Origin of the sequence: Streptomyces sp. NPDC050535 (genome assembly GCF_044457665.1) — a bacterium.
GTDB lineage: Bacteria > Actinomycetota > Actinomycetes > Streptomycetales > Streptomycetaceae > Streptomyces.
This window is the reverse complement of record NZ_JBITHE010000022.1, coordinates 25,841-50,081: the sequence shown is the minus strand read 5'-3', so window position 1 is coordinate 50,081 and position 24,241 is coordinate 25,841. Positions and strand designations below refer to the sequence as shown.

Genomic DNA, 24,241 nt, shown 5'->3' with positions numbered 1-24,241 from the left:
CGGCAGGGGCGGTTACGCTCTGACCCATCCGATTCATTGCCCCTCGTGGGCCCCGTTAGACCCCGTGAGCGAAGAGAGCACCGTCGTGACCCACCCCTTCCTGGACCTGGCCCCGCTCGGCGCGGCGCACTTCGCGGCGATCGAGGACCGGGTGGCGCGGCTGCTCTCCACCGAGCAGGACGTCGTGATCATGCAGGGCGAGGCGCTGCTGCCGCTGGAGGGGGCCATCCGCGGGACGGCCGGACCCGGCACGACCGCGCTCAACGTGATCACCGGACCGTACGGGCAGACCTTCGGGGACTGGCTGCGGGACTGCGGGGCGACGGTGATCGACCTGGCGGTGCCGTTCCACACGGCGGTCACCGCCGAGCAGGTGAGAAGCGCGTTCGCCGGGCATCCCTCGATCGACTTCGTGTCGCTGGTGCACGCGGAGGCGGCGACGGGGAACACGAACCCCGTCGCGGAGATCGGCGAGGTCGTACGGGAGCACGGTGCCCTCTTCTACCTGGACGCCGTCGCCTCGATCGGGGCCGAGCCGGTGCTGCCGGACGCCTGGGGTGTCGACCTGTGCGTGATCGGGGCGCAGAAGGCGATGGGCGGGCCCGCCGGGGTGTCGGCCGTGTCGGTGAGCGAGCGGGCGTGGGCACGGATGGCCGCGAACCCGCTGGCGCCGCGCCGGTCCTACCTCTCGCTCCTCGACTGGAAGCAGCGGTGGATCGACGGCGGCCGCAAGGCGTTGCTGCAGGCGCCCGCACAGCTGGAGATGCTGGCTCTCGAGGCGTGTGTGGAGCGGATCGAGGGCGAGGGGCTGGACGCGGTGATGGCACGGCACGCGTCGGCCGCGGCGGCCACCCGGGCGGGGGCGCTGGCCCTGGGCGGAGGGCTTGAGCCGTATGTGTACGAGGCCGCCGACGCGGCGCCCGTCGCCACGACGCTGCGGACCCCGCCGGGCGTCGACGCGTCCGGGCTGGTCGCCAAGGCCCTGGCCGCGGATCCGGTGCTGCCGTTGGCCGCGGGCGGGGGCGCGCTCGCCAAGGAGATGATCCGGGTGAACCACTACGGTCCGGACGCGACGCGGGGAGTCGTCCACTCCAGCCTCGCGGCGCTCGGTGCCGCGCTGGCCGAGACGGGGCGGAGTGTCGACCTCGAGGCGGCGCGGCGGGCGGTGGCCGACGCCTGGGCGTGAGGCCGACGCCTGGGCGTGGGCCGGGCTCCCGCACCCCCGGCATCGCGTCGGCGCGCTCGCCCCCGAATTCCGGACGGGCTGAATACAGCGACTCGCATCACTTATAAAGCCGCCCCGCCATTATTTCAATACAGCATTCTCCTGCCCGATTTTTTCGGGCGTAAACGCCAAGATTTCGCGAACACCGACCTCGCAATTCGAGCACATCATGTGGTGATTACGTGGCTGTGACACACTCCACAAGACGTCCCTTTTCTGCCTAATTTTCCGGGCAAAAATGTACTAAACGGAGGCAGGCCGCGCGGACATGCGCGCTCGCGTGATAACACAAGACCCCTTCGCGTGTAACCTCTCTCGGCGATGCAATTTTGAATTCCCCTGGGTAAATTCAATCCGCATGACCGCCGCACACGCAGAACCGCAAGCGCAATTCCTGGAAATGCCGGAGGGCCTACGGATCGACCGCCCGGAGGTGGCCGACGGGGCCGCCCTCTGGCGCATCGCCAAGGACTCCCGGACCCTCGACCTGAACTCCTCGTACAGCTACCTGCTGTGGTGCCGTGACTTCGCCGGTACGTCAGCGGTGGCACGGGACGCGGCGGGCGCGCCCGTCGGTTTCGTCACCGGATACGTACGGCCCGAGCGGCCCGGCACGCTGCTCGTGTGGCAGGTGGCCGTCGACAACGCGTACCGCGGGCGCGGGCTGGCCGCCGCGCTGCTGGACGGGCTGACCGCGCGAGTCGCCGCGGAGCAGGGGACGACCGCCGTCGAGACCACCATCACGCCGGGCAACACCGCTTCCGAGCGGCTGTTCACCTCGTTCGCGCGTCGCCACGGCGCGGGCGTCGAGCGTGAGGTGCTGTTCGCGGCGGGGCAGTTCCCGGACGGTTCGCACGACCCCGAGGTGCTGTACCGCATCGGGCCCCTTGCGTTCTGAGCCCCATGACTTTCTGAACCCCACGACTTCCCTGCCCCCACGACTTCTGTCTCCCGGGAGGAGATCCACTGTGACCATCACCCAGCCCGACCTGAGCGTCTTCGAGACCCTGGAGTCGGAGGTGCGCAGTTACTGCCGCAGCTGGCCCACCGTCTTCGACCGTGCGCGGGGCAGCCGCATGTACGACGAGGACGGCCACGAGTACCTCGACTTCTTCGCGGGCGCCGGCTCACTCAACTACGGGCACAACAACCCGGTACTCAAACGGGCGTTGATCGACTATCTGGAACGGGACGGTGTCACCCACGGTCTCGATATGTCGACGACCGCCAAACGCGCCTTCCTGGAGTCCTTCCAGAAGGTGATCCTGCGGCCGCGCGACCTGCCGTACAAGGTCATGTTCCCAGGTCCGACGGGCACCAACGCCGTCGAGTCCGCGCTGAAGCTGGCCCGCAAGGTGAAGGGCCGCGAGGCGATCGTGTCCTTCACCAACGCCTTTCACGGGATGTCGCTGGGCTCGCTCGCCGTGACCGGCAACGCGTTCAAGCGGGCCGGCGCCGGCATCCCGCTGGTGCACGGCACCCCGATGCCGTTCGACAACTACTTCGAGGGCCAGGTCCCGGACTTCCTGTGGTTCGAGCGGCTCCTGGAGGACAACGGCTCCGGGCTCAACAAGCCCGCCGCCGTGATCGTGGAGACCGTGCAGGGCGAGGGCGGCATCAACGCCGCGCGCCCGGAGTGGCTGCGGGCGCTGGCCGCGCTGTGCGAGCGGCAGGACATGCTGCTGATCGTCGACGACATCCAGATGGGCTGCGGCCGTACAGGGGCGTTCTTCTCCTTCGAGGAGGCGGGCATCGTGCCCGACATCGTCACCCTGTCCAAGTCGATCTCCGGGTACGGACTGCCCATGTCGCTGTGCCTGTTCAAGCCCGAGCTGGACATCTGGGAGCCGGGCGAGCACAACGGCACCTTCCGCGGCAACAACCCGGCGTTCGTCACCGCCTCCGCCGCGCTGGAGACGTACTGGACCGACGGGTCCGCGATGGAGAAGCAGACCCGCGCCCGCGGCGAACAGGTCGAGCAGGCGCTGATCTCCATCACCGAGGAGAACCTCGCCGACATCAGGGAGTACCGCGGCCGGGGCCTCGTCTGGGGCCTGGAGTTCAAGGACAAGGAGCGCGCCGGTCGCATCGCGCACCGCGCCTTCGAACTCGGGCTCCTCATCGAGACCTCCGGCCCCGAGAGCGAGGTCGTCAAGCTGCTTCCGGCACTGACGATCACACCCGAGGAGCTGGACGAGGGGCTGCGTATCCTCGCCCGCGCCGTCCGCGAGACGGTCGCCTGACCTCGTACCGCGCCGGCACCCACACCAGCACACTCACTCCAGCGGAAAGGCGGTAAGTCACCGTGATAGTCCGTTCGTTCAAGGACATCGAAGGCACCGACCGGCATGTGAAGGCGGCAACCGGTACCTGGGAGAGCAAGCGCATCGTGCTCGCCAAGGAGAAGGTCGGCTTCTCCCTGCACGAGACGACGCTGTACGCGGGTACCGAGACGTCGATGTGGTACGCGAACCACATCGAGGCCGTCCTCTGCGTCGAGGGCGAGGCCGAACTGACCAACGACGAGACCGGCGAGACGCACTGGATCGCGCCGGGGACGATGTACCTGCTGAACGGCCATGAGCGCCACACCATGCGTCCCAGGACCGACTTCCGGTGCGTCTGCGTCTTCAACCCGCCCGTCACCGGACGGGAGGACCACGACGAGAACGGCGTATACCCGCTGCTCACCGAACCCGAGGAGGTCTGAGCCATGAGCACGATCACCGACCTGTACCCCAGCCGCGGCGCCACCGAGGTGTCCGCGCCCCGCCAGGACCCGGTCGTCTGGGGCGCCCCCGGCACGCCGGGGCCGATCGCGGTGTCCGAACTCCAGGCGTACGAACGTGACGGCTTCCTCCCGGTCGAGGAGCTCATCCGCCCGGACGAAGTCGGCGTCTACCAGAGCGAGTTGCGGCGGCTCGTCACCGATCCGGCGATCCGCGCCGACGAACGCTCCGTCGTCGAGCCGCAGTCGCGGGAGATCCGGTCGGTCTTCGAGGTGCACCGGATCAGCGAGGTCTTCGCCCGTCTGGTGCGCGACGAGCGGGTCGTCGGCCGGGCCCGGCAGATCCTCGGCTCCGACGTGTACGTCCACCAGTCGCGGATCAACGTCAAGCCCGGCTTCGGGGCGAGCGGCTTCTACTGGCACTCGGACTTCGAGACCTGGCACGCCGAGGACGGTCTGCCGAACATGCGGACCGTGTCCGTGTCGATCGCGCTGACCGAGAACCTCGACACCAACGGCGGCCTCATGATCATGCCGGGGTCGCACAAGACGTTCCTGGGCTGCTCGGGGGAAACGCCGACGGACAACTACAAGAAGTCCCTCCAGATGCAGGACGCCGGCACGCCGTCCGACGAGGCGCTCACCTCCTTCGCCACCCGCCACGGCATCAAGCTCTTCACGGGCAAGGCGGGTTCGGCGACCTGGTTCGACTGCAACTGCATGCACGGCTCGGGCGACAACATCACCCCGTTCCCGCGCAGCAACGTCTTCATCGTCTTCAACAGCGTGGAGAACGCGGCGGTCGAGCCGTTCGCGGCGCCGGTGCGGCGACCCGAGTTCATCGGAGCGCGCGACTTCACGCCGGTGCGCTGACGCTTTCCCGGTCGGCGGAGCCGACCAGCGGCGAAGCCGCGGTCAAACACAGCATCGGAGCGCGCGACTTCACGCCGGTGAGGTAACCGGCGCTACGGCCGCCGGTGAAGTATTCGGCGCTACAGCCACGCCAGCGACGCCGCCCTCGTCAGTACGTTGTCGATGGCGGCGTCGTCGCCGGCCGCGCCCCGCGGCACGTCCGCGGGGGCCAGCCGCCCGCCCATCAGCAGACACAGGTCGACGGGGTCCAGGACGAGTTCGGCGCGTACGGGCTCGTCCTCGGAGCCCAGCACCCACTGGCCTTCCCCGCCTGTCCCGGCCACCGTGAACAGCACCGGGGGCGCCGTGGCCCCCAGTGCCCTGCCGAGGACGCGGACGGCGAGGCGGACGAGCTGCCACAGGTGCGGATCGGGCGGCGGGGGTACGGCGATGCCGAGGGCGCGCCCGATGTCGTCGGTGTGGATCCACGCCTCGAAGGCCCGCACGACGAAGTGGTCCGCGACGGGCAGCCGTGCGCCCATCAACGTCGGGGCGAGGGACGCCGGTTCGGGGTTCCTCGCCTCGGGCGTGGCCAGCAGTGCCGCGGCCCGGTCGCTCCACGCGGCGACGGTCTCCTCGGGCGTGCGCCCCAACTCGTGGGCGATCACCTCGGCGGTCCGCGCGGCCCAGGCGTCCTGCCACCATGTCCCGTCCGGTACGGGTCCCGGCGCGGGCAGGTGTGCGTCGAGGCCGAGCGTGACGGCCAGCGGTTCGTCGGCGGCGATCAGATGGGCGACGGTGCTGTGCACGTCCCAGTCGTGCACGACCGGCGTGCCCCAGGGCCCGCGGCCGTCCAACTCCCGCAGCAGCGCCCGGAGTCCGGAGACGGCGGCGGCATAGGGGGCGGCGTGCGCGGCCACCGGGGGCGCCGCACGGCGGCTGCGCAGGGCGAGGGCGAGCGTGCTCTCGGACCGTTCACCGCTGCCGGCCGCTCCCGGAAGCCCGGCGTCGGCCTCGTCGGGAAGCCCCGCGTGGGCCTCTCCGAGGGGCCCGTCCAGGAGCCGTACCGTCTCCCGCAGCCGCCGTGCCTCCGCCGCGCAGGACTCGCAGTCGGCAAGGTGCGCGGAGACGCTCTGGCGTTCGGCGGGCGGCAGCGCGTCGAAGGCCCAGGCCGCCAGCAGGTCCCGTACGTCCTCGTGCTCGGTGCTCATCGCATGCCGCCCTTCCGGGCCCCGCGCGGCCTGACGGCCGCACCTCGCCCCGCTGCCACCATACGCACGGCGGGCCCTGCCGGAACCAGCGCCGCCATCACGCCCCCTTTTCGAGTGCCGGGTCCGGCGGATCGGCCAGCGACTCCGCGAGCTTGCGCAGGGCCGAGCGCAGCCGGGTCTTGGCGGTGCCTTCCGGGATGCCGAGTTCCAGCGCGGCCTCCCGGTAGGTGCGGCCGGCGAAGTAGGCGAGGTGGATCACCTCGCGCTGGGGGCCGGGGAGTTCGGCCAGGGCGCTGTGCAGGAGCAGCGCGCGTTCGCGGTCGACGACCGTCTCGTCGGGGCCGGGCGCGGCGTCGGGGATCGCGTGCAGCGCGGAGTCGTCGGCCCGGGGGTCCTTGCGGTGCCGGGCCTCGCCGCGCACCCAGTCCACGGCCCGCCGGTGGGCGAGCATGGACAGCCAGGTGCGCAGCGAGCCGCGGCGCGCGTCGTAGGCGTACGGTCTGCTCCAGAGCTGGGCGAAGACCTCCTGTGCGACGTCCTCGGCGGCGGCCGGGCTGCGGGTGACCCGGACGGCCACCCGTCGCACGAGTTCGCCGTACGCGGCGTACACCTCGCCGAGCGCGGACTCGTCCCCGTACACCAGCCGCCGCTGCAACTCGGCGTCCACGAGCGTCGGTTCCACCTGCACCACCACCTCGTGGTGCCCTTCCTAGCGTCCTGGGGCACCCCGCGCCAGTGGGCGCGACGGGGCTCAGCCGGACAGTACGTCGAGCAGCCGGTCGACGTCGGCGGGGGTGTTGTACAGGTGAAAGGCCGCCCTCAGGTTCCCTGCCCGGTCGGAGACCTCCACACCGGCCCGGCTCAACTCCGGCTGCCGAGAGCCGAGTCCGGGCACCGAGACGATCGCCGAGCCGGGGGCGGGGACAGGTTCGTGGCCCAGACCGTGCAGCCCGGTGCGGAAGCGGTCGGCGAGGGCGAGGTCGTGGGCGCGTACGGTGTCGACGCCCAGTTCCTCGATCAGTTCCAGGGAGTGCCGGGCGCCCGCGTAGGAGAAGAGGCTGGGGCTCTCGTCGAACCGGCGGGCGGAGTGGGCGAGTTCCTCGACGGGGCCGTAGCAGCTGTCCCAGGGGTGCTCGCCCGCGACCCAGCCCGCGAAGACCGGAACGAGCCCGCCGAGGTCCTCCGGAACGACCAGGAAGGCCACGCCTCGCGGGCAGACGAGCCACTTGAAGGCGACGGAGGAGACGTAGTCGTACGCGTCCGCGTCGATCGGCAGCCAGCCGGCGGCCTGGGAGGCGTCCACGTACGTACGGGCGCCGTGCTCGCGGGCGGCCGTGCGGATCGCCGGCAGGTCGGCGATGCGGCCGTCGGCGGACTGCGCGGCGCTGACCGCGACGAGCGCCGTGCCCGGGCGTACCGACTCGGCCATCCGCTCCAGCGGCACCGTGCGGACCTTGAGGTCGCCGCGCATGTGGAACGGGTTCACGACGGAGGTGAAGTCGGCCTCGGCGGTGAGGACTTCGGCGCCGACGGGAAGCGAGGCGGCGATCAGGCCGGTGTAGACGGCGACCGAGGCACCGGCCGCGACCCGGCGGTCCGGGACGCCGGCCAGCCGCGCGAAGGCGGCTCTGGCCGCCTCCACGTCCGCGAACATGTCCTGCGGCTGCCCGGCCGCCACGGACTCGACGCCGGCCCGCATGGCGTCGACCGCGCGGGCCGGGAGCAGCCCGGTGCTCGCGGTGTTCAGGTAGGTGTTCTTCGGGGCGAACTCCGCACGTACGAGAGTCTCGAAGGTCTCCATGTGACCACTCTGCGGCCCCGGGAACTCCCCGTCCATTGCCGATTTCTTCGCAGATCTGCCAAGGTCCGCTTATGGATGCCCGCTGAGCTGCGCTTTTTCAGCTCTGCGGTACGGCGCACCCGTCCGGTCCGCAGACCTCGGAGCCGGCGGAGTCGTCCTGGATCAGCTTCAGCGGCGGGCGCTCGCCCCAGGCCTGCGTCAGGGCCTGGGCGAAGACCTCGGCGGGCTGGGCGCCGGAGACGCCGTACTTGCGGTCGAGGACGAAGAAGGGGACGCCGTTCGCGCCCAGCTCGGCGGCCTCGCGCTCGTCGGCGCGGACGTCGTCGGCGTACGCGGACGGGTCGGCGAGCACCTCGCGGGCGGCGTCCTTGTCGAGCCCGGCGGCGACGGCCAGCTCCACGAGCCGCTCGTCGTCCCCGAAGACGGACCGTTCCTCGGCGAAGTTCGCCCGGTAGAGGGCGCCGATCAGCTCGTCCTGCCTGCCCTGCGCCTTGGCGAGGTGCAGCAGGCGGTGCATGTCGAAGGTGTTGCCGTGGTCGCGGTCCCGGGTGCGGTACTCCAGGCCCTCGGCGGCGGCCTGCGTGCCCAGGTTCTCCTCACCGGCCCGCGCCTGCGCCTCGCTCATGCCGTACTTCTTGGTCAGCATGGTCAGCACGGGCTGGACGTCGCCCTTGGTCCGGTCCGGGTCGAGTTCGAAGGAACGGTGCACCACCTCGACCTCGTCACGGTGCGGGAAGGCGTCGAGCGCCTTCTCGAAGCGGGCCTTGCCCACGTAGCACCAGGGGCAGGCGATGTCGCTCCAGATCTCGACGCGCATGTCTTCGGCTCTCTCCAGGTCGTACGTCCGCGAAGGCACCCTCCGCTCGGTACGTGAACGTTCAAGCGGGCCTGCTCATTCCCAGGCGCCGGCCCGGACGGCGAACCGGAGGGTCACATGGTGCTCGTCCGCCTCAGGTTCCCGGTCCTGGGTCCAGCCCTGGCGGGCGTAGAAGGCCCGCGCACGCCGGTTGTCGACATGGACGTCCAGTGCGGCGGTCCGTTTCCGGTCGGCCCGCCATTGCTCGACGCAGGCCTCGTGCAGGTCGACGCCGATTCCGGTCCGCCAGTGGCCGGGGTCGACGTGGAACTGGAAGAGGGTGACCGTGTCGGCGGGGGCGGCCTCGGCGGTGCGGAAGGAGGCGATGCCCACGAGGGTGCCGTCGCGGACCGCGCACAGGACGTGGGCGTCCGGGCGCTCGATGGTGCCGCGCCAGAGCGCGGGCCAGTCGAAGCCGTCCTGCGGCAGGCCGTCGGGGTAGTAGGTGGCGCGGGCCCTGGCGTGCAGTCCGGCGATGGTGGGGGCCTCGCTGGGCAGGGCGGTCCTGATCAGCAGGGGGCCGGCGGGGCGGTGGGTTCTGATCACGCAGGGGAGGACGGGGTCGGCGGGGGTGTGGTTCCGCGGCGGGTGCCGGCTGCCGGACGCCGAAGGGTTTTCCGCCCCCTCCGCCCCTTCCCGTCCCGTTTCCGGGGGCTGCCGCCCCCGGACCCCCGCTTCGCGCTGACGCGCTCGTCCTCAAACGCCGGACAGGCTGGAAATAGCCTCTCCGGCGCTTGAGGAGCGGGGTCTGGGCGGAGGGAGCGAGATCAGCTGCCATCCCGCAGGTCCCGCGGCCAGTTCGGGCGGAACTCGATGCCGTCGTACGTCACCACGCAGCCCTCTCCCATCGGGGACTGCGTCATGAAGCCGACCAGGGCGGCCGAGGTCTCCTTCTCGTCGCCCAGGGTGAAGAGGCGGATGAAGGTCCAGCGGACGCCGTCGCGGGAGGCGTGGAAGGCGAAGGCTCGGCCGGTGCGGCTGACCCGGAGCCAGACGGAACTGCCTTCGACGGTGAAGGAGTTGGCGTCGTCGGAGTGCCCCCGGGTGACCACCGTGCAGACGGTGGGGACATCCGGGGAGTACTCCAGGCAGAGCTTCGCCCAGGCCCGCTCCCCCACGTGGACGTAGAGGACACCCGCGTCGAAGGAGCCCGCGAAGCCGACCGTGACCCTGGCGATCAGCTGGAAGTCGTCCTCCGGCGCGCCCAGCAGCCGGGGCGCGTCGGAGGCGGCGTCCAGACCCTCACCGGTGGGCGGCACGAAGCGGTCCTGCCGGGCGCCCGCCCAGCCGGTGAGCACCCCGTCCTCGTACGACCAGTGACCGTCGGGCCCGTAGGTACGGAGCCGGAACGGGAGTTCGGGGAGTTCGACGTCCATCCGCCGAGTCTCTCAGGTCGTCCCTGGCATGTCCCGGGCGGCTCCCACTCAGCGTTCCAGCACGCCGTCGTAGCGGCGCGGCAGCCCCAGCGGGTTGTCGTCCCGCAGTTCCGGCGGCAGCAGTGCCTCCGGCGTGTTCTGGTACGCCACCGGGCGCAGCCAGCGTTCGATGGCCGTGCCGCCGACGGACGTCGAGGTGGACGTCGTCGCCGGGTAGGGGCCGCCGTGGTGCTGGGCGGGGGCGACCGCGACGCCGGTCGGCCAGCCGTTGACCAGGACACGGCCCGCGAGCGGGGTCAGCTCGGCGAGGATCTCGGCGCCGCGTCCCTCGCCGGCCGCCTCCTCGGTGGAGAGCTGCACGGTCGCGGTGAGGTTGCCGGGGAGCCGGGCGAGGACCGCGCTGGCCTCGGAGTCGTCCTCGTAGCGGGCGATCACCGTGAGCGGGCCGAAGCACTCCTCCAGGAGCAGATCGTGCTCGCCCGCACTGGTCAGCCGCTGCGCCGGGACGGTCAGGAAGCCGGGGCTCACCGTGTGCTCGCTGCCCGCGCCCGGTGTCACCGGGGCCTCCACGTCCGGGAGCCCGGCGCGCTCGGCGACCCCGGCGATGAAGTTGTCGCGCATGCGGTGGTCGAGCAGGACGCCCGCGTCGGTGTCGCTGACGGCGTCCGTGAGCGACTTGACGAACCGGTCGCCCGCCGCGCCCGCCGGGGCGAGGACCAGGCCGGGCTTCACGCAGAACTGGCCGACGCCCAGCGTCATCGAGCCCGCGAGCCCGGCGCCGATCGCCTCGGCCCGCTCGGCCGCCGCGGCCTCGGTGACGACGACGGGGTTCAGGGAGCCCAGCTCGCCGTGGAACGGGATCGGTACGGGACGCGCGGCCGCCGCGTCGAAGAGGGCACGGCCGCCGCGGATCGAGCCGGTGAAACCGGCCGCCGAGACCAGCGGGTGCCTGACGAGCTCGACGCCCGCCTCGAAGCCGTGGACCAGGCCCACGACGCCCGCCGGGATGTCGTGCCGGGCGGCGGCCCGGCGCAGCGCGTCCGCGACCACCTCGGAGAGCCCCGGGTGGTCCGGGTGGGCCTTGACCACGACCGGGCAGCCCGCCGCCAGCGCGCTCGCGGTGTCGCCGCCGGCGACCGAGAAGGCGAAGGGGAAGTTCGAGGCGGAGTAGACGGCGACGACGCCCAGCGGCACCTTGTAGCGGCGCAGGTCCGGGATCGGCGGGGTGGCCGTGTCGTCGGGGTGGTTGATCACGACGTCGAGGAAGGCGCCCTCGTCGACGATGGAGGCGAAGGCGCGCAACTGGTAGCAGGTGCGGGCGAGTTCACCGGTGAGCCGGACCGGGCCGAGCGCGCTCTCCGCGTCCGCGGCCTCGACGAGGTGCTCCTTGGCGGCTTCGAGCAGGTCGGCGGCGGTGCGCAGGAAGGCCGCGCGCACGGTGCGGTCGGCGAGGGCCGGGCGCGCGGCGTGCGCGGCGCGGACGGCCTCGCCCACCTCCTGGGCCGTGGCCTCCACCGCGACCTGCTCCCGCTGCTTCCCGGTTCGGGGGTCGACACTCCAGACTGGTGCTGCTGCCACCGCGGGTCCCTCCAAGATGTGATGCCGCAGTTCTGTGTCACTCACCAGGGGCGTTCGATATGCTGAACGCTGTTTCTGATGGTGAATATGCTGTTGGAGACTATTTCCCGTCCAACGAAGGGGTCAAGGGCGATGTCGGCAGTCGAGACAGGCGGCGGGGCGCAGGTCAAGTCCGCGGTGCGGACCGTGGAATTGCTCGAGTACTTCGCGGGCCGGCCCGGTATGCACTCCCTCGCCTCCGTGCAGGAAGCCGTCGGCTACCCCAAGTCCAGCCTCTACATGCTGCTGCGCACGCTCGTCGAGCTCGGCTGGGTCGAGACGGACGCGACGGGCACGCGGTACGGCATCGGCGTGCGGGCCCTGCTCGTCGGCACGTCGTACATCGACGGCGACGAGGTGGTCGCCTCGGCCCGCCCGACGCTGGACCGCCTCTCCGACGACACGACGGAGACCATCCACCTGGCGCGTCTGGACGGCACGAACGTCGTCTACCTCGCGACCCGGCAGTCGCAGCACTACCTGCGCCCCTTCACCCGGGTCGGGCGCCGTCTCCCCGCGCACTCGACCTCGCTGGGCAAGGCGCTGCTCGCCACCCACACGGACGAGCAGGTCCGCAAACTGCTTCCCGAGACGCTCCCGGCGCTGACCGAGCACACGATCACCGACCGGGAGAAGCTCATCGGGGAGCTGCACCAGGTCCGGGAGCAGGGCTTCGCCGTGGACCGCGAGGAGAACACGCTGGGCCTGCGCTGTTTCGGCGTCGCGATCCCGTACCGCACGCCCGCCCGCGACGCGATCAGCTGCTCGGTGCCCGTGGCGCGGCTGACTCCCGCGCACGAGCAGATGGTCAAGGACGCCCTGTTCGACGCCCGGGACCGGCTGACGCTGGCGACGCGGAGGCTGTGACCCGGAACCCGCTCGCGGGCGGCGGGCTTCATGAACGACGCATGAGAAAAGCGGGCGGAAGGGAACGATTCCCTCCCGTCCGCTCGTCTTTCTGAGCGGGATGAACAAGACGATCAGGCGCTCCGCCGTCTTCACACTGCTGCTCGTGCTCGCCCTGCTGGTCAGGGCGACGTGGGTGCAGTTCTACGAAGGCCAGGCGCTCGCGGACGACAAGGACAACCGACGGAACGCGATGGAGCAGTACGCGAACCCGCTCGGGAACATCATCGTGGCCGGAGACGCGATCACCGGTTCCGCGCCGACGAAGGGCAGCGACCTCAAGTACAAACGCACGTACACCGACGGCAGTCTGTACGCGGCGGTCACCGGCTACAGCTCACAGGTGTACGGAGCGACCCAGCTGGAGGGCATCTACCAGGACCTGCTCGACGGCACGGACACCCAGCTCAAGACCCCGCTGGACACCATCACCGACAAGCGCGCCGACCCGGGTGACGTGGTCACCACCATCGACCCGGATGTGCAGAAGGCGGCGTACGAGGCACTCGGCGACAAGAAGGGCGCGGCCGTCGCGATCGATCCGGCGACCGGAAAGATCCTCGCGGTCGTCTCCACCCCGTCGTACGACCCTTCGCGGCTCGCCACCGGCGACTCGGACGCCTGGACGAAGCTGACCAAGGACGCGGACAAGCCGATGACGAACCGGGCGCTGCGCCAGCCGCTGCCGCCGGGCTCGACGTTCAAGCTGGTCGTCGCGGCGGCGGCCCTCGAGGACGGGCTGTACTCGGACGTCGACGCGCAGACGGACAGCCCGAACCCGTACAGGCTGCCGGACACGACCACCGACCTGGAGAACGAGAACGCGTCCGCGCCCTGCGAGAACGCCTCGATCCGGGTGGCCCTCCAGTACTCCTGCAACAACGTCTTCGCGAAGATGGCCGTCGACCTGGGCCAGGACAAGCTCAGGGCGCAGGCGGAGAAGTTCGGCTTCAACGACAAGTCGCAGGACGTGCCGGTGCGGGCGTACACCAGCGTCTACCCCTCCGACATGGACAAGTCGTCGACCGCGCTCACCGGCATCGGCCAGTTCGACGTGACGGCGACGCCGCTCCAGATGGCCATGGTGTCGGCCGCCATCGCCAACGACGGCAAGCTGGTCTCGCCGCACATGGTGGAGCAGACCAGTGACTCCGACGGCAATGTGCTCACCGACTACGACGACAGCACGGAGACCAGGGAGATCGTCAGCTCCTCCACCGCCGAGCAGCTCCAGTCCGCGATGCAGACGGTCGTGGAGGACGGCACGGGCACGAACGCGCGGATCTCCGGCGCGACGGTGGGCGGCAAGACCGGTACGGCCCAGCACGGCGAGAACAACAGCCAGACGCCGTACGCCTGGTTCACGTCGTACGCGAAGTCCGACGCCGGCGACAAGGAGGTCGCCGTCGCGGTGCTGGTCGAGCAGTCCGACGCGGCCCGCTCGGAGGTCAGCGGCAACGGTCTTGCGGCGCCGGTGGCGAAGGCGATGATGCAGGCGGCGCTGAAGGACTGAGCCGCCGCCACCCCGTACGCAAGGGCCGCCCTCACCTCCCTGGAGGGCGGCCCTTCGCGCTACTTCACGTTGAACAGCTGCTCGATCGGGTCGATCGCGAAGTACACCAGGAACAGCGCGGACGCTCCCCACAGCAGCCAGTGGACTTCCTTCGCCTTGCCGAGGACCGCCTTGATCAGCACGTAGGCGAGGAAGCCCGCCCCGATGCCGTTGGTGATCGAGTAGGTGAACGGCATCACGGCGATGGTCAGGAACGCGGGGATCGCGATCTCGTACTTGTCCCAGTCGATGTGCTTGACCTGGGTCATCATCAGGAACCCGACCGCGACGAGCGCGGGCGCCGCGGCCTGCAGCGGCACGATGGTGAGCAGCGGGGTCAGGAAGAGCGCGAGCGCGAAGAGACCGCCCGTGACCAGGTTCGAGAAGCCCGTACGGGATCCCTCGCCGACGCCGGCCGCCGACTCGATGTACGAGGTCGAGGAGGACGCCGAGGCCGCGCCGCCCGCCACCGCCGCGGCGCCGTCGATGAGGAGCACGCGCCCGAGGTTGGGCACCTTGCCCTCCTCGTCGAGCAGCCCTGCCTCGGCGGTGATGCCGACGACCGTGCCCATGGTGTCGAAGAAGTCGGACAGGATCAGCGTGAAGACCAGCAGGACGACGGTGATCGCGCTGGTCTCGCCGAAGGCGCCGAACAGGCTGAAGTGACCGAGCAGTCCGAAGTCCGGTGAGGCCACGATGTCGTCGGGGACCTTCGGGGTGGTCAGGCCCCAGCTCTTGATGTCCGCGACGGAGTCGATGATGATCGCGACGATCGTCATGGTCACGATGCTGATCAGGATCGCGCCCTTGACCTTGCGTGCGAGCAGCCCGATGGTCAGCAGCACGCCGAGGCAGAAGACGAGAACGGGCCAGCCGGCGAGCGTGCCCGTGCCGCCGAGCTGCACCGGCACGGTGGTCTGGGCGATGTCCGGGATGCGGGTGGCGAACCCGGCGTCGACGAAGCCGATGAAGGCGATGAACAGGCCGATGCCGACGCTGATCGCCTGTTTCATCGGCTGGGGTATCGCGTGCATGACGGCTTCCCGCAGCCCGGTCACCACCAGTACGCAGATCAGCAGGCCTTCGAGGACGATCAGGCCCATCGCGTCGTCCCAGCTCATCAGCGGGGCGATCTGGAAGGCGACGACCGCGTTGAGGCCGAGGCCCGCGGCGAGCGCGAGCGGGAGGTTGCCGCCGATGCCCATGATGATCGTCATGACCGCGGCCACCAGGGCGGTGGCGGTGGTCAGTTGGACGGCGTCGAGCTGGTGGCCGAACTTGTCCTTGGCGCTGCCCAGGATGATGGGATTCAGGACAAGGATGTAGGCCATCGTGAAGAACGTGGCGAAGCCGCCGCGAATCTCACGGGCGAAGGTGGAGCCCCTGGCGGTGATCTTGAAGAACTGGTCGACGCCGTTCGCCGGGGGCGGCGCGGCGCTTGGCCGGTCGGCCACCTTCTGCTGATCGGACATGGCGATACTCCTCGTTACCTGCGTGCTGGGGTGTGCGGATGATGGCTGGATTGTTCACGTGTTGAACCGCTTTCAGGTTTTCCCCGTGTTACGGAATCGGAGTTCGGCCCGCCATACGCCGTTCGAAGCCCTGTACGACTGGCTGGTACTCTCACGCATCTCGCCCCACGGGCACACCACTTGCGCACGGGTGACACGGGGGCCGTATACGCACGCGTCTCAACGGCGCGGAGAGCCGAAGCGAGGAGAGTTCCCCGTGGGCACTGTCGTCGACGACGCCGCCGCCGCGGAGTTCCACGCCTTCTTCGAGCGGCACTACGCCGAACTGTCCCGTCTGGCCTACCTGTTGACGGGCGAGGCGGACGCCGCCGACGATCTCGCGGCCGACGCGCTGCTCGCGCTGTGGCACCGCTGGGACCGGGTGCGCGCGGCGGACCATCCGGCGGCGTACGCACGCGGAGTGGTCGCCAACCTGGCCCGCACCCGGATCCGCAGCGCCGTGCGGGAGCGTCGGCGTATCACCCTGTTCTGGTCGCAGCGCGAGGACAGCACCGAGAATCCCGACGTACCCGGGGTGGTGGACGTCCAGGGCGCCCTGCGCAGACTGCCGTTCCGCAAGCGGGCGTGTGTCGTCCTGAGGCATGCTTTCGACCTCTCGGAGAAGGACACCGCGCTCGCCCTCGGCATCTCGGTCGGTACGGTGAAGAGCCAGACGTCGAAGGGCATGGCCGAATTGAAGCGGCTCCTGGGCACCGACGAGGCCCCGATGCGGGTGCACGCGGAGGTGCTGCCCTCGGGCGGAGCCGGAGGAATGGACCGATGAGGAGGGCGCGGGACGTGCACGACGAGCTGCGCGCCGGGCTGCGCGAGGCGGCCGAGGCGCACGAGCCCGACCGCGCGCGCATCCTGGCCCGGGTCGAGCGCGGGATGGCGGGCGACGACGCCCGGCCCGTGCGGCGCGCGACGCGTCCGCCGGTGTACGGCTGGGCGCGGGTCGTGAGCGCCACCGCCGCGGTCGCCGGTGTTCTCGCGGTGGGCGGCTACGCGGTCGCCTCGGCGGTGAAGGACGAGTCCCCGCCGCAGCAGACGGTCGCGGTCTCGCCGACGCCCGAGCCCTCACCGGACGCGACGAGCCGGGCGCCCCTCCCGCCCGCTCCCACCGCCGGTACCGGTATTACGAAGCCGCCGGAGACGCCGAGTTCGTCGCCGGCCGGCACGCCGTCGGGCAGGACCTCCGCGCCGTCCACGGATCTCTCGCACGACGCGGGCACCGAGGACGGGCCGCTGTGGTCCGACGGCTCGGTCGACCCGCACAGCAACGAGTTCTGGGCACAGAGCAATGTGACCCTGAAGAACTCCGAGCGACTCACCTCGCTCACTGTCGAGTTGAGGGTCGCGCAGACCGGCGGGGTGACCGACGCGGGCGCCTGGCGCTCGGCGCCCGAGGACGACTTCACGACGACGGTCGCGGAGAGGGACGGCTTCCTCGTCTACACCTGGGTGCTCAAGCCGGGCCGCACGGTCTGGCCGGGCGAGTGGGTGTTCGCGGGCCAGTACGACCACGACCGCGGCGGCCGCGACGCGAAGGACGACAGTTACGCGGCGAGCGCGGAAACCAAGGATCAACAGCCGGACGTGGCAGGGGACTTCGCGAACCAGGAAACCGACGACGGCGACTCGTAGGACGCGTGGAACCGCGCGATCTCTCTCCACTGATCGGTACCGGTCACACAACCAGATGTTCGTTTCCGACGTCTCTACCAGTGACCACAATGATCTGCTGGCCTGAGCCCCCCTCGGCCAGTCAGAAGAGCCCCCGCCGATGACGATCGGCGGGGGCTCACCCCTTCGGCAGGGTTGCCGGTCAAGCTGAACAGGCCTACGGATCAAGTCAGTTCATTGTCGAGCCGATGGTCGTCGAACCCGTCGTGAGGAAGGTCGTCGCGGGCAGCGTGCCGCTCGACGAACGGGCGCCGTACGCCGTCGTCGCGTCCGTCGACCTGAAGGAGGGGGTCGCGACGCCGCTGTCCCAGTTGTTGGCCGCGGAGACGGTGGAGGCGCCGAGCTTGTCGAGGCCGCCCTTGTTGCCCACGGCGAGGTTCCGGGCGAGACGGGCCTTGCCGGTGGCGAAGTAGAAGCCGGCCTCGGTGTTGGCGTACGCCGTGTTGCGGTTCAGCAGGATCGCGCCGGTGTTGGAGTTCTCCGTGAAGCCGTTCAGGGTGTTGTCCCAGGCCGCGTTGTTGTTCACCGCGTGCGCGACCGTGACGCCTCCGCCGCCCAGCTTGAAGCCGTTGCCGTTGCCCTCGAAGGCGGAGTCGCTCCAGCGGTTCCTGCCGTTGCCGTACGACCAGGAGTGCTCGATGGTGACCGGCGAGGAGAACTGCCACAGGTCGAGGCCGTCGTCCGAGTTGTTGTAGAGCCGGGCGCCGGTGATCCTGTTCCCGGTGCCCGACCCGAACTTCACGGCGATGCCGTCGGCGTTCTGCCCGTGTCCCGCGGCGTCGTAGTTGCCGTAACTGTCCAGGTTCTGGACAAGGTTGTCCGTGGTTCCGTCGCCGCGCAGGGTGAAGCCGGAGTCGCCGTTGTTCGCGGTGACGAGGTTCCTGAAGACGCCGCCGACGGACGAGGTGACGACGAAGCCCTGCGCGGGCGAGTTCTGCCAGGTGATGTTCTGGACGGTCCAGTAGTCGCCGTAGATCCCGGCGAGCCAGGAACCGGCGGCCAGCTCGGAGCCGTCGATCCGCACCTTCTCGCTGCCGTACGCGGTGAGCGTGATCCGGGCCGAACTCGTGCCGTTCGCTGTCGACTTGAGGGTGTTCGCCGGGGTGTAGGTGCCGGCGCGCACCTGGATGGTCGTACCGGCGGCGGCACCCGCCACGGCCGACTCCAGCTGGGCGGTGCTGGAGACGGTGACCGTGGTGGCCGCGGCCTGCGCCTCACCGTCGCCGGAGAGGCCGAGGAAGACGCCGCCCGCCCCCGCGGCGAGTGCGACCGCGGCGGCGATCGAGAGGGTGCGGGTCCTGCGGTGGCGTCCGGTGCTCTGACGCACGGGGTGGTTCCTTTCCTGGGGAACGGGGGTGCGAAGCGGGCCGGAGGGGCCGCCCCGACCCGCTTCTGTTCCCTGGTCGCCGCCGGCCCGCGAAGAGTTGCCGAGCTCCCGCGAAAGTGAGCGAAATTTTCGAGCGACCGAAAATTTCGCTCGCGCCCGCCCCGTCCGCACCGATTGACGCACCGTCCCCAAGTGGTGACACTCCGAAGACGGTTCATTCAACAGAATCCATCAGACTCCCACAGGATGTGTCATGCGACGCCGCACCGCCCGCACGCTCCTGCTCCCCCTGTTCGCCCTCCTGCTGGGCCTGTTGGCCGCCCCGCCGACTCCCGCCGCGCAACCCGGAGCACCTCACGTGACCAAGCAGAAGTACGCCGGCTATCTCTTCGCCTACTTCACCGGCGAGGGCACCGCCGACGGCGAGCAGATCCGCTACGCCCTCAGCCGGGGCAACGACGCGCTGCACTGGCGGGAGCTGAACGCCGGCAAGCCGGTCCTCACCTCCACCATCGGCGAGAAGGGCCTGCGGGACCCGTTCGTGATCCGCTCCCCCAAGGGCGACAAGTTCTACATGATCGCGACCGACCTGCGGATGTACCGCGGTTCCAGCGGCAGCTGGGACCAGGTCCAGCGGCACGGCAGCAAGTCCGTCATGGTCTGGGAGTCCACCGACCTGGTCAACTGGACCGACCAGCGCCTGGTCAAGGTGTCCCCCGACACCGCGGGCAACACCTGGGCGCCGGAGGCGTACTGGGACGAGTCGCTGGGTGAGTTCGTCGTCTTCTGGGCGTCGAAGCTGTACGCCGACGACGACCCGGACCACACGGGATCGACGTACAACAAGATGCTCTACGCGACGACGAAGGACTTCCGCACCTTCAGCGAGCCGAAGGTCTGGGACGACCCCGGCTACTCGGTGATCGACTCGACAGTCGTACAGAACAAGGGCACTTACTACCGCTACACCAAGGACGAGCGCGACCCTGCCTCCTCCTCCCCCTGCTCGAAGTTCATCACCGGCGAGAAGTCGGCCTCGCTCACCGACACCTCGTACGACTTCGTCTCCGACTGCATCGGCAGCGGCTCCATCGACCGGGGCGAGGGACCGACCGTCTTCAAGTCCAACACCGAGAACAAGTGGTACCTGTTCATCGACGAGTACGGCGGCCGGGGCTATGTCCCCTTCGAGACCACCGACCTCGACTCGGGCGACTGGACCATGTCCACGGGCTACCAACTGCCCGCGAGCCCGCGCCACGGCACGGTGATGCCGGTGACGCAGGCAGAGTACGACCGGCTGCTCGCCGCGTACCCGGTGAGCGGCACCTCGGTCGTGGACGCCACCGCCAAGGGGCAGAAGGGGTACGCGGTCGTCAGCGAGGACACCTCCAAGGTCGTCCTGCCGATGGAACCCGCTGCCGACGTCTCGCGGCTCGCGCCGAAGCTCTGGGTCGGTGAGGGCGCGACGGTGAGCCCGCGGTCGGGCACCCGCCGCGACTTCCGCAAGCCGCAGAAATACCGGGTGACGGCGGCCGACGGCACCACCCGCACCTGGACGGTCGAGGCTGTGCCCACCCGCAGCCCGGTCCTGCCGGGCCTCTACGCCGACCCCGACATCCAGTACCTGGACGGCCGTTACTGGATCTACCCGACCACGGACGGCTTCCCCGGCTGGAGCGGGACCCGGTTCAAGGCCTTCTCCTCGAAGGACCTGGTGCACTGGAAGGACCACGGTGTGATCCTCGACCTCGGTCCCGACGTGTCGTGGGCGGACAAGAACGCCTGGGCCCCGGCGATCGCCTCGCGGAACGGCAAGTACTACTTCTACTTCTGCGCCGAGCAGTCGATCGGCGTGGCGGTGGCCGACTCCCCGGCGGGCCCGTTCAAGGACGCCCTGGGCGAACCCCTGGTGGCGAAGGGGCAGTTGTCGGGCCAGATGATCGACCCGGCGGTGTTCACGGACGACGACGGCCGGTCGTATCTCTACTGGGGCAACGGGCGCGGCTATGTGGTGCCGCTGAACGACGACATGGTGTCGTTCGACGCCTCGCAGGTGAAGGACATCACCCCGGCGGACTTCCGCGAGGGATCCTTCGTCGTGAAGCGCCGGGGCACCTACTACTTCATGTGGTCCGAGGACGACACCCGCAGCGAGAACTACCACGTCGCCTACGCGACGGGACCGTCCCCGCTCGGCCCGTGGACCAAGCGGGGCACCGTCCTCTCCAAGCGCCCCGAGTACGGCATCAAGGGCACCGGCCACCACTCCGTGGTGAACACCCCCGGCACGGACGACTGGTACATCGTCTACCACCGGTTCGCCCTGAACGGCCCCGGCCGGCCGGGCGGTGACGGCACCAACCGGGAGACGACCATCGACCGCATGACGTTCGCGGCGGACGGCACGATCGAGCCGGTGGTGCCGACCCTTGAGTCGATCAGGCCCGTACGGACGGACTAGCTCACGTAGTACGTCGGGTTCGGGAACTTGTACGTCCGGTCGGCGTAGCCGCCCTCCAGGTCGGAGTACTGGTCTCCGAAGTTGGCGACGACGTCGTACCCGAGGGACTCGATGTGCTTGCGCGTGCCGGACTTGTACTGCACGGTCGTGCAGTTCCAGGCGGCGGCGGTGGCGCAGGCACTCAGGTAGGACGGCGGGTTGGCCGCGTCCTTGAGGAACATGTGGCCGGCGTCGAGGTTGATGTCGACGCCGGCCTTCTTCAGGTTCGCGACCGCGGAGGCGCGCTGCGACTCCTTGAGGCCCGAGTTGTAGAAGACCTCGACGCCCTTGGACTCGGCGTACGCGACGAGTTCGGGGGTGCCGAAGACGGCCGGACGGTCCGCCTTGGCCACGTACTCGGCCCATGTGGTCGAGTTGTAGGTGTAGTTGGTCTTCTTCTCGTAGTCGAGGGAGAGCAGCAGCGTGTCGTCGATGTCGAAGACGACCGCGGGCTTCTCGCCCTGATGCCTGCCCTTGTCCGCGACCTTCTTGATGTACTTCTTCGCGTCGGACTCGATGTGCGCCAGGTCCTTGGCGTACGGGCTGCTCTTGGACGCCTGGTACACGCCGTCGGCGTCGAGGGTGGTGCCGTAGTAGGTGTCGATCTCCCCCACCAGGAGTCCGATGTTGTGGGGCTCCTTGGTGCTGTTCGCCGTCGACTGGCCGGCGGTGGCGATACCCGTGCCGTACAGGGCGGCACCGGCGACGGCACAGGTGGCGGCGACGGCCGCTATTCGCAATGGCTTATGCATGACAGGTTTCTACGCGCGTAACCCGCCCGAACGCGAGGCTCGTTGCCCGATGGATACCTGATCCATAGGCAACCTTTAGCCTCGCGTCCGGTGCTCGCTCTCAGTTCATCGTGGCTCCGATGGTGGTGGAGCCCGTCGTCAGGAAGGTGGTCGCGGGCAGCGTGCCGCCCGACTGGCGGGCGTTGTACGTGGTGGACGCGTTCGTGGAGACGAAGGCGGGGGTGGCGATGCCGGAGTCCCAGTTGTTGCCTGCCGAGGTCACCGAGGAGCCCTTGGAGACGGCCGCGGTGCCGTTGCTCACGGCGAGGTTCTTGCCGAGCCTGGCGGCGCCGGTGGCGAAGTAGTAGCCGTACTTGGCGTTGGCGTAGGCAGTGGTGCGGTTGATGACGATCGCGCCGGTGTTGGAGTTCTCGGTGAAGCCGCTGCCGGCGTTGTCCCAGGCGGCGGAGTTGTTGACGACGTGCGCGACGACCTCGCCGTCGCCGCCCAGCTTGTAGCCGTTGCCGTCGCCCGCGAAGGCCGAGTCGGACCAGCGGTTCCTGCCGTTGCCGAAGGCCCAGGTGTGCTCGACGGTGACGGGCGAGGAGAAGGACCAGAAGTCGAGGCCGTCGTCGGAGTTGTTGTAGAGGCGCGCGCCGGTGATCAGGTTCCCACTTCCCGAGCCGAACTTCACGGCCACGCCGTCCGCGTTCTCGCCATGGGTGGCGGCGTCGTAGTTGCCGTAGGAGTCGATGTTCCTCACCGTGTTGCTGACGGTGCCGTCGCCGGTGAGCGTGAAGCCGGAGTCGCCGCCGTTGATGGTCTTGATGTTGCTCCACACCGTTCCGGTGCAGGACTGGCAGACGACGGCGCTGTCGGGCGAGTTCTGGAAGGTGATGCCGGAGACGTTCCAGTAGTCGGCCGTCAGCTTGAAGATCCAGTCGCCGTCGGGCAGCGACGAGCCGTCGATCTTCACCGTCTCCGAGCCGTACGGCTGGAGGGTGACCGGGCTCGACGAGGTGCCGTTGGCCGTCGACTGAAGGGTGGCCGTGGGGTAGTAGGTGCCGGCACGCACCTGGATGACCGTGCCGGCCGAGGCGCCGGAGATCGCGCTGGTCAGCTCGGCGGTGGTGTCCACGACGACGGTCGCGGCCTGGGCCTGGGTGGGAAGTGCGGCGAGGCCTGCGCCGAGCGCCAGGGCGGCGCCGAGGGAGAGAGCGGTACGACGAGACATGGAGTGCGGGTCCTTTCGTCGATTCGGGATTCGGGGACTTCGGGATGCGGGGATTCGGGGTCCGGAAGGATCCGGTGTCCGGCGGTTCGGGGGTGCCGGGGTTCGGGGGTTCGGGGGTTCGGGGGTTCGGGGGTTCGGGGGTTCGGGGGTTCGGGGGTTCGGGGGTTCACGCCGGGAGGTTCACGGCCGCCAGTCACCGAGGTAGGTCGCCCGGGTGTGCGACTCGGCTTCCGCGCGCGTGAGTTGGGGACGGTTCTCCGGCACGGTGATCTCCGCGCCGGGGCCGGTGTTGCGGTACTCGCGAAAGCGCATGGACTGCCACGGGTAGGCCTCACGCATGTCGACGTAGGGCGCTACCGCGTCGATGCCGGGCCCGAGCCGGGTCTCCCGGACGACGAGCGAGGGCCGGGCCGTCGTCTCGTACGAGGGCACCCAGGGCCGTGCGATCTTGTACGCCCCGTCCTCGGCGCCGGAGGTGATCCGGCCGTCCGTGACCAGGAATCCGCGCGGGTTCGCGCGCGCCGTGGACGGTGCGAAGACCATTCCCTCGGGCCGGAAGGTGACGTCACGGTCGAGGGTGTGGAAGTGGCAGCGGTCGAAGACGGCGGTGGCCCGGCCGAAGACGAAGTCGACATCGCCCTCGATGTAGCAGTCGCGGTAGTACTGCCGGTCGAAGGCGGTGAGCGCCGTCGTGTCCGCGAACAGGGTGTCCTGGTGGGCCAGCAGGCGGACTTCGGAGAAGTGCGAGCGGTCTCCGGTGACGTACGCGGCGACGGCCTGCGTTCCGGTGATCTCCGGGTGGTCGGCGCGCAGCCAGTCGTTGGCGATGGTCAGCCCGCGCACGGTCAGGTCGGGCGCGGCGGAGGTGAAGGTGGCGGAGCCCGCGGTGCCGTAGGTCCCGGAACCGTCGGGCCGCTGGGTCCCGTTGGCGTTGTCGAACACGATGACGGTCGCGCGGGGGTCGTGATGGGCGCCCCGGATCGTCAAGTCCCGCTTGTCGGCCGGGATGTTGACGGTCCCGCGGTAGGTGCCGGGGTGCACGACGATCGTCCAGCCGCTGCCGCTCACGGCGTCCACGGCGGCCTGGACCGAGCCCCCGGGCCGGACATGGAGGGTGCGACCGCGTGT

The 24,241-nt window shown here is 70.0% G+C and carries 21 protein-coding genes and 1 pseudogene; 10 read left to right on the top strand and 12 right to left on the bottom strand.

Features of this window, described 5'->3' with window-relative positions:
• Positions 1-85: 85 nt before the first annotated feature.
• The 5 genes from ACIBLC_RS34245 to thpD all read left to right on the top strand — a co-directional run bounded on the left by ACIBLC_RS34245 (position 86) and on the right by thpD (position 4,826).
• Positions 86-1,186, top strand: a complete 1,101-nt coding sequence (locus ACIBLC_RS34245) for a pyridoxal-phosphate-dependent aminotransferase family protein (RefSeq protein WP_399215364.1) — start codon at positions 86-88, stop codon at positions 1,184-1,186.
• Positions 1,187-1,583: 397 nt separating this feature from the next.
• Positions 1,584-2,123 (top strand): diaminobutyrate acetyltransferase, encoded by a 540-nt coding sequence (gene ectA / locus ACIBLC_RS34240; protein WP_399215270.1) that lies wholly within the window; start codon positions 1,584-1,586, stop codon positions 2,121-2,123.
• Between the two features lie 70 nt (positions 2,124-2,193).
• Positions 2,194-3,468, top strand: a complete 1,275-nt coding sequence (gene ectB, locus ACIBLC_RS34235; RefSeq protein WP_399215269.1) for a diaminobutyrate--2-oxoglutarate transaminase — start codon at positions 2,194-2,196, stop codon at positions 3,466-3,468.
• 62 nt (positions 3,469-3,530) lie between these two features.
• Positions 3,531-3,935, top strand: coding sequence for an ectoine synthase (locus ACIBLC_RS34230; protein WP_399215267.1), 405 nt, complete (start codon positions 3,531-3,533; stop codon positions 3,933-3,935).
• Positions 3,936-3,938: 3 nt separating this feature from the next.
• Entirely contained in the window at positions 3,939-4,826 is an 888-nt protein-coding gene (thpD, locus tag ACIBLC_RS34225; RefSeq protein WP_399215266.1) for an ectoine hydroxylase, read from the top strand.
• A gap of 119 nt (positions 4,827-4,945) precedes the next feature.
• Here thpD and ACIBLC_RS34220 read toward each other — a convergent pair whose 3' ends face one another.
• From ACIBLC_RS34220 to ACIBLC_RS34190, 7 genes are all read right to left on the bottom strand, one after another.
• Positions 4,946-6,016: a maleylpyruvate isomerase family mycothiol-dependent enzyme gene (locus ACIBLC_RS34220; RefSeq protein WP_399215265.1), complete on the bottom strand. Its 1,071-nt coding sequence runs from the start codon at positions 6,014-6,016 to the stop codon at positions 4,946-4,948.
• 97 nt (positions 6,017-6,113) lie between these two features.
• Positions 6,114-6,710: an RNA polymerase sigma factor gene (locus ACIBLC_RS34215; protein ID WP_399215264.1), complete on the bottom strand. Its 597-nt coding sequence runs from the start codon at positions 6,708-6,710 to the stop codon at positions 6,114-6,116.
• A 57-nt stretch (positions 6,711-6,767) separates the two neighbouring features.
• A complete protein-coding gene (locus tag ACIBLC_RS34210; protein ID WP_399215263.1) occupies positions 6,768-7,817 on the bottom strand; it encodes an aminotransferase class V-fold PLP-dependent enzyme in 1,050 nt (349 codons plus the stop codon).
• Positions 7,818-7,914: 97 nt separating this feature from the next.
• Positions 7,915-8,634, bottom strand: a complete 720-nt coding sequence (locus ACIBLC_RS34205) for a DsbA family oxidoreductase (RefSeq protein WP_399215363.1) — start codon at positions 8,632-8,634, stop codon at positions 7,915-7,917.
• Between the two features lie 75 nt (positions 8,635-8,709).
• Complete coding sequence (locus ACIBLC_RS34200) at positions 8,710-9,216, bottom strand: GNAT family N-acetyltransferase (protein WP_399215362.1); 507 nt, start codon at positions 9,214-9,216, stop codon at positions 8,710-8,712.
• Between the two features lie 224 nt (positions 9,217-9,440).
• Positions 9,441-10,049 carry a DUF1349 domain-containing protein gene (locus ACIBLC_RS34195; protein WP_399215262.1) on the bottom strand — a complete coding sequence of 203 codons (609 nt, stop codon included), beginning with the start codon at positions 10,047-10,049 and terminating at the stop codon, positions 9,441-9,443.
• A 48-nt stretch (positions 10,050-10,097) separates the two neighbouring features.
• Positions 10,098-11,627, bottom strand: coding sequence for an aldehyde dehydrogenase (NADP(+)) (locus tag ACIBLC_RS34190; RefSeq protein WP_399215261.1), 1,530 nt, complete (start codon positions 11,625-11,627; stop codon positions 10,098-10,100).
• A 132-nt stretch (positions 11,628-11,759) separates the two neighbouring features.
• Between ACIBLC_RS34190 and ACIBLC_RS34185 the strand changes: the two genes are divergently transcribed.
• Both ACIBLC_RS34185 and ACIBLC_RS34180 read left to right on the top strand, forming a co-directional pair.
• Positions 11,760-12,533 carry an IclR family transcriptional regulator gene (locus tag ACIBLC_RS34185; protein ID WP_399215260.1) on the top strand — a complete coding sequence of 258 codons (774 nt, stop codon included), beginning with the start codon at positions 11,760-11,762 and terminating at the stop codon, positions 12,531-12,533.
• 100 nt (positions 12,534-12,633) lie between these two features.
• Positions 12,634-14,085 (top strand): peptidoglycan D,D-transpeptidase FtsI family protein, encoded by a 1,452-nt coding sequence (locus ACIBLC_RS34180; RefSeq protein WP_399215259.1) that lies wholly within the window; start codon positions 12,634-12,636, stop codon positions 14,083-14,085.
• Positions 14,086-14,144: 59 nt separating this feature from the next.
• Here ACIBLC_RS34180 and ACIBLC_RS34175 read toward each other — a convergent pair whose 3' ends face one another.
• Positions 14,145-15,596, bottom strand: coding sequence for an NCS2 family permease (locus ACIBLC_RS34175; protein WP_399215258.1), 1,452 nt, complete (start codon positions 15,594-15,596; stop codon positions 14,145-14,147).
• A 256-nt stretch (positions 15,597-15,852) separates the two neighbouring features.
• On the opposite strand from ACIBLC_RS34175, the gene ACIBLC_RS34170 reads away from it, so the two are divergent.
• Together ACIBLC_RS34170 and ACIBLC_RS34165 are read left to right on the top strand one after the other, a co-directional pair.
• The gene (locus ACIBLC_RS34170; RefSeq protein ID WP_399215257.1) at positions 15,853-16,419 is read left to right on the top strand and encodes a SigE family RNA polymerase sigma factor; all 567 of its coding nucleotides are present in this window, start codon (positions 15,853-15,855) and stop codon (positions 16,417-16,419) included.
• Positions 16,416-17,279: a hypothetical protein gene (locus ACIBLC_RS34165; protein WP_399215256.1), complete on the top strand. Its 864-nt coding sequence runs from the start codon at positions 16,416-16,418 to the stop codon at positions 17,277-17,279. Before ACIBLC_RS34170 ends, ACIBLC_RS34165 begins: the two co-directional genes overlap by 4 nt.
• Before the next feature lie 208 nt (positions 17,280-17,487).
• Here the strand turns inward: ACIBLC_RS34165 and ACIBLC_RS34160 are convergent, their stop codons facing one another.
• A complete protein-coding gene (locus ACIBLC_RS34160) occupies positions 17,488-18,645 on the bottom strand; it encodes a right-handed parallel beta-helix repeat-containing protein (protein ID WP_399215255.1) in 1,158 nt (385 codons plus the stop codon).
• A gap of 253 nt (positions 18,646-18,898) precedes the next feature.
• Between ACIBLC_RS34160 and ACIBLC_RS34155 the strand changes: the two genes are divergently transcribed.
• A complete protein-coding gene (locus ACIBLC_RS34155; protein ID WP_399215254.1) occupies positions 18,899-21,109 on the top strand; it encodes a family 43 glycosylhydrolase in 2,211 nt (736 codons plus the stop codon).
• Here the strand turns inward: ACIBLC_RS34155 and ACIBLC_RS34150 are convergent.
• The 3 genes and pseudogenes from ACIBLC_RS34150 to ACIBLC_RS34140 all read right to left on the bottom strand — a co-directional run.
• Positions 21,106-21,900, bottom strand: a complete 795-nt coding sequence (locus ACIBLC_RS34150) for an HAD family acid phosphatase (RefSeq protein WP_399215253.1) — start codon at positions 21,898-21,900, stop codon at positions 21,106-21,108. The genes ACIBLC_RS34155 and ACIBLC_RS34150 overlap by 4 nt on opposite strands.
• Before the next feature lie 100 nt (positions 21,901-22,000).
• Positions 22,001-23,113 carry a pectate lyase gene (locus ACIBLC_RS34145; RefSeq protein WP_399215252.1) on the bottom strand — a complete coding sequence of 371 codons (1,113 nt, stop codon included), beginning with the start codon at positions 23,111-23,113 and terminating at the stop codon, positions 22,001-22,003.
• Between the two features lie 180 nt (positions 23,114-23,293).
• A pseudogene (locus tag ACIBLC_RS34140) lies at positions 23,294-24,232 on the bottom strand (pectinesterase family protein); the annotation flags it as partial.
• Between the last annotated feature and the right edge of the window lie 9 nt (positions 24,233-24,241).

Bases quoted from the DNA above. Each gene is read 5' to 3' on its own strand.
- ACIBLC_RS34220 (WP_399215265.1), bottom strand. From the start codon at position 6,016: ATGAGCACCGAGCACGAGGACGTACGGGACCTGCTGGCGGCCTGGGCC.
- ACIBLC_RS34165 (WP_399215256.1), top strand. From the start codon at position 16,416: ATGAGGAGGGCGCGGGACGTGCACGACGAGCTGCGCGCCGGGCTGCGC.
- ACIBLC_RS34150 (WP_399215253.1), bottom strand. From the start codon at position 21,900: ATGCATAAGCCATTGCGAATAGCGGCCGTCGCCGCCACCTGTGCCGTC.
- ACIBLC_RS34145 (WP_399215252.1), bottom strand. From the start codon at position 23,113: ATGTCTCGTCGTACCGCTCTCTCCCTCGGCGCCGCCCTGGCGCTCGGC.
- ACIBLC_RS34175 (WP_399215258.1), bottom strand. From the start codon at position 15,596: ATGTCCGATCAGCAGAAGGTGGCCGACCGGCCAAGCGCCGCGCCGCCC.
- ACIBLC_RS34180 (WP_399215259.1), top strand. From the start codon at position 12,634: ATGAACAAGACGATCAGGCGCTCCGCCGTCTTCACACTGCTGCTCGTG.
- ACIBLC_RS34185 (WP_399215260.1), top strand. From the start codon at position 11,760: ATGTCGGCAGTCGAGACAGGCGGCGGGGCGCAGGTCAAGTCCGCGGTG.
- ACIBLC_RS34155 (WP_399215254.1), top strand. From the start codon at position 18,899: ATGCGACGCCGCACCGCCCGCACGCTCCTGCTCCCCCTGTTCGCCCTC.
- ACIBLC_RS34210 (WP_399215263.1), bottom strand. From the start codon at position 7,817: ATGGAGACCTTCGAGACTCTCGTACGTGCGGAGTTCGCCCCGAAGAAC.
- ectA (WP_399215270.1), top strand. From the start codon at position 1,584: ATGACCGCCGCACACGCAGAACCGCAAGCGCAATTCCTGGAAATGCCG.
- ACIBLC_RS34205 (WP_399215363.1), bottom strand. From the start codon at position 8,634: ATGCGCGTCGAGATCTGGAGCGACATCGCCTGCCCCTGGTGCTACGTG.
- thpD (WP_399215266.1), top strand. From the start codon at position 3,939: ATGAGCACGATCACCGACCTGTACCCCAGCCGCGGCGCCACCGAGGTG.
- ACIBLC_RS34195 (WP_399215262.1), bottom strand. From the start codon at position 10,049: ATGGACGTCGAACTCCCCGAACTCCCGTTCCGGCTCCGTACCTACGGG.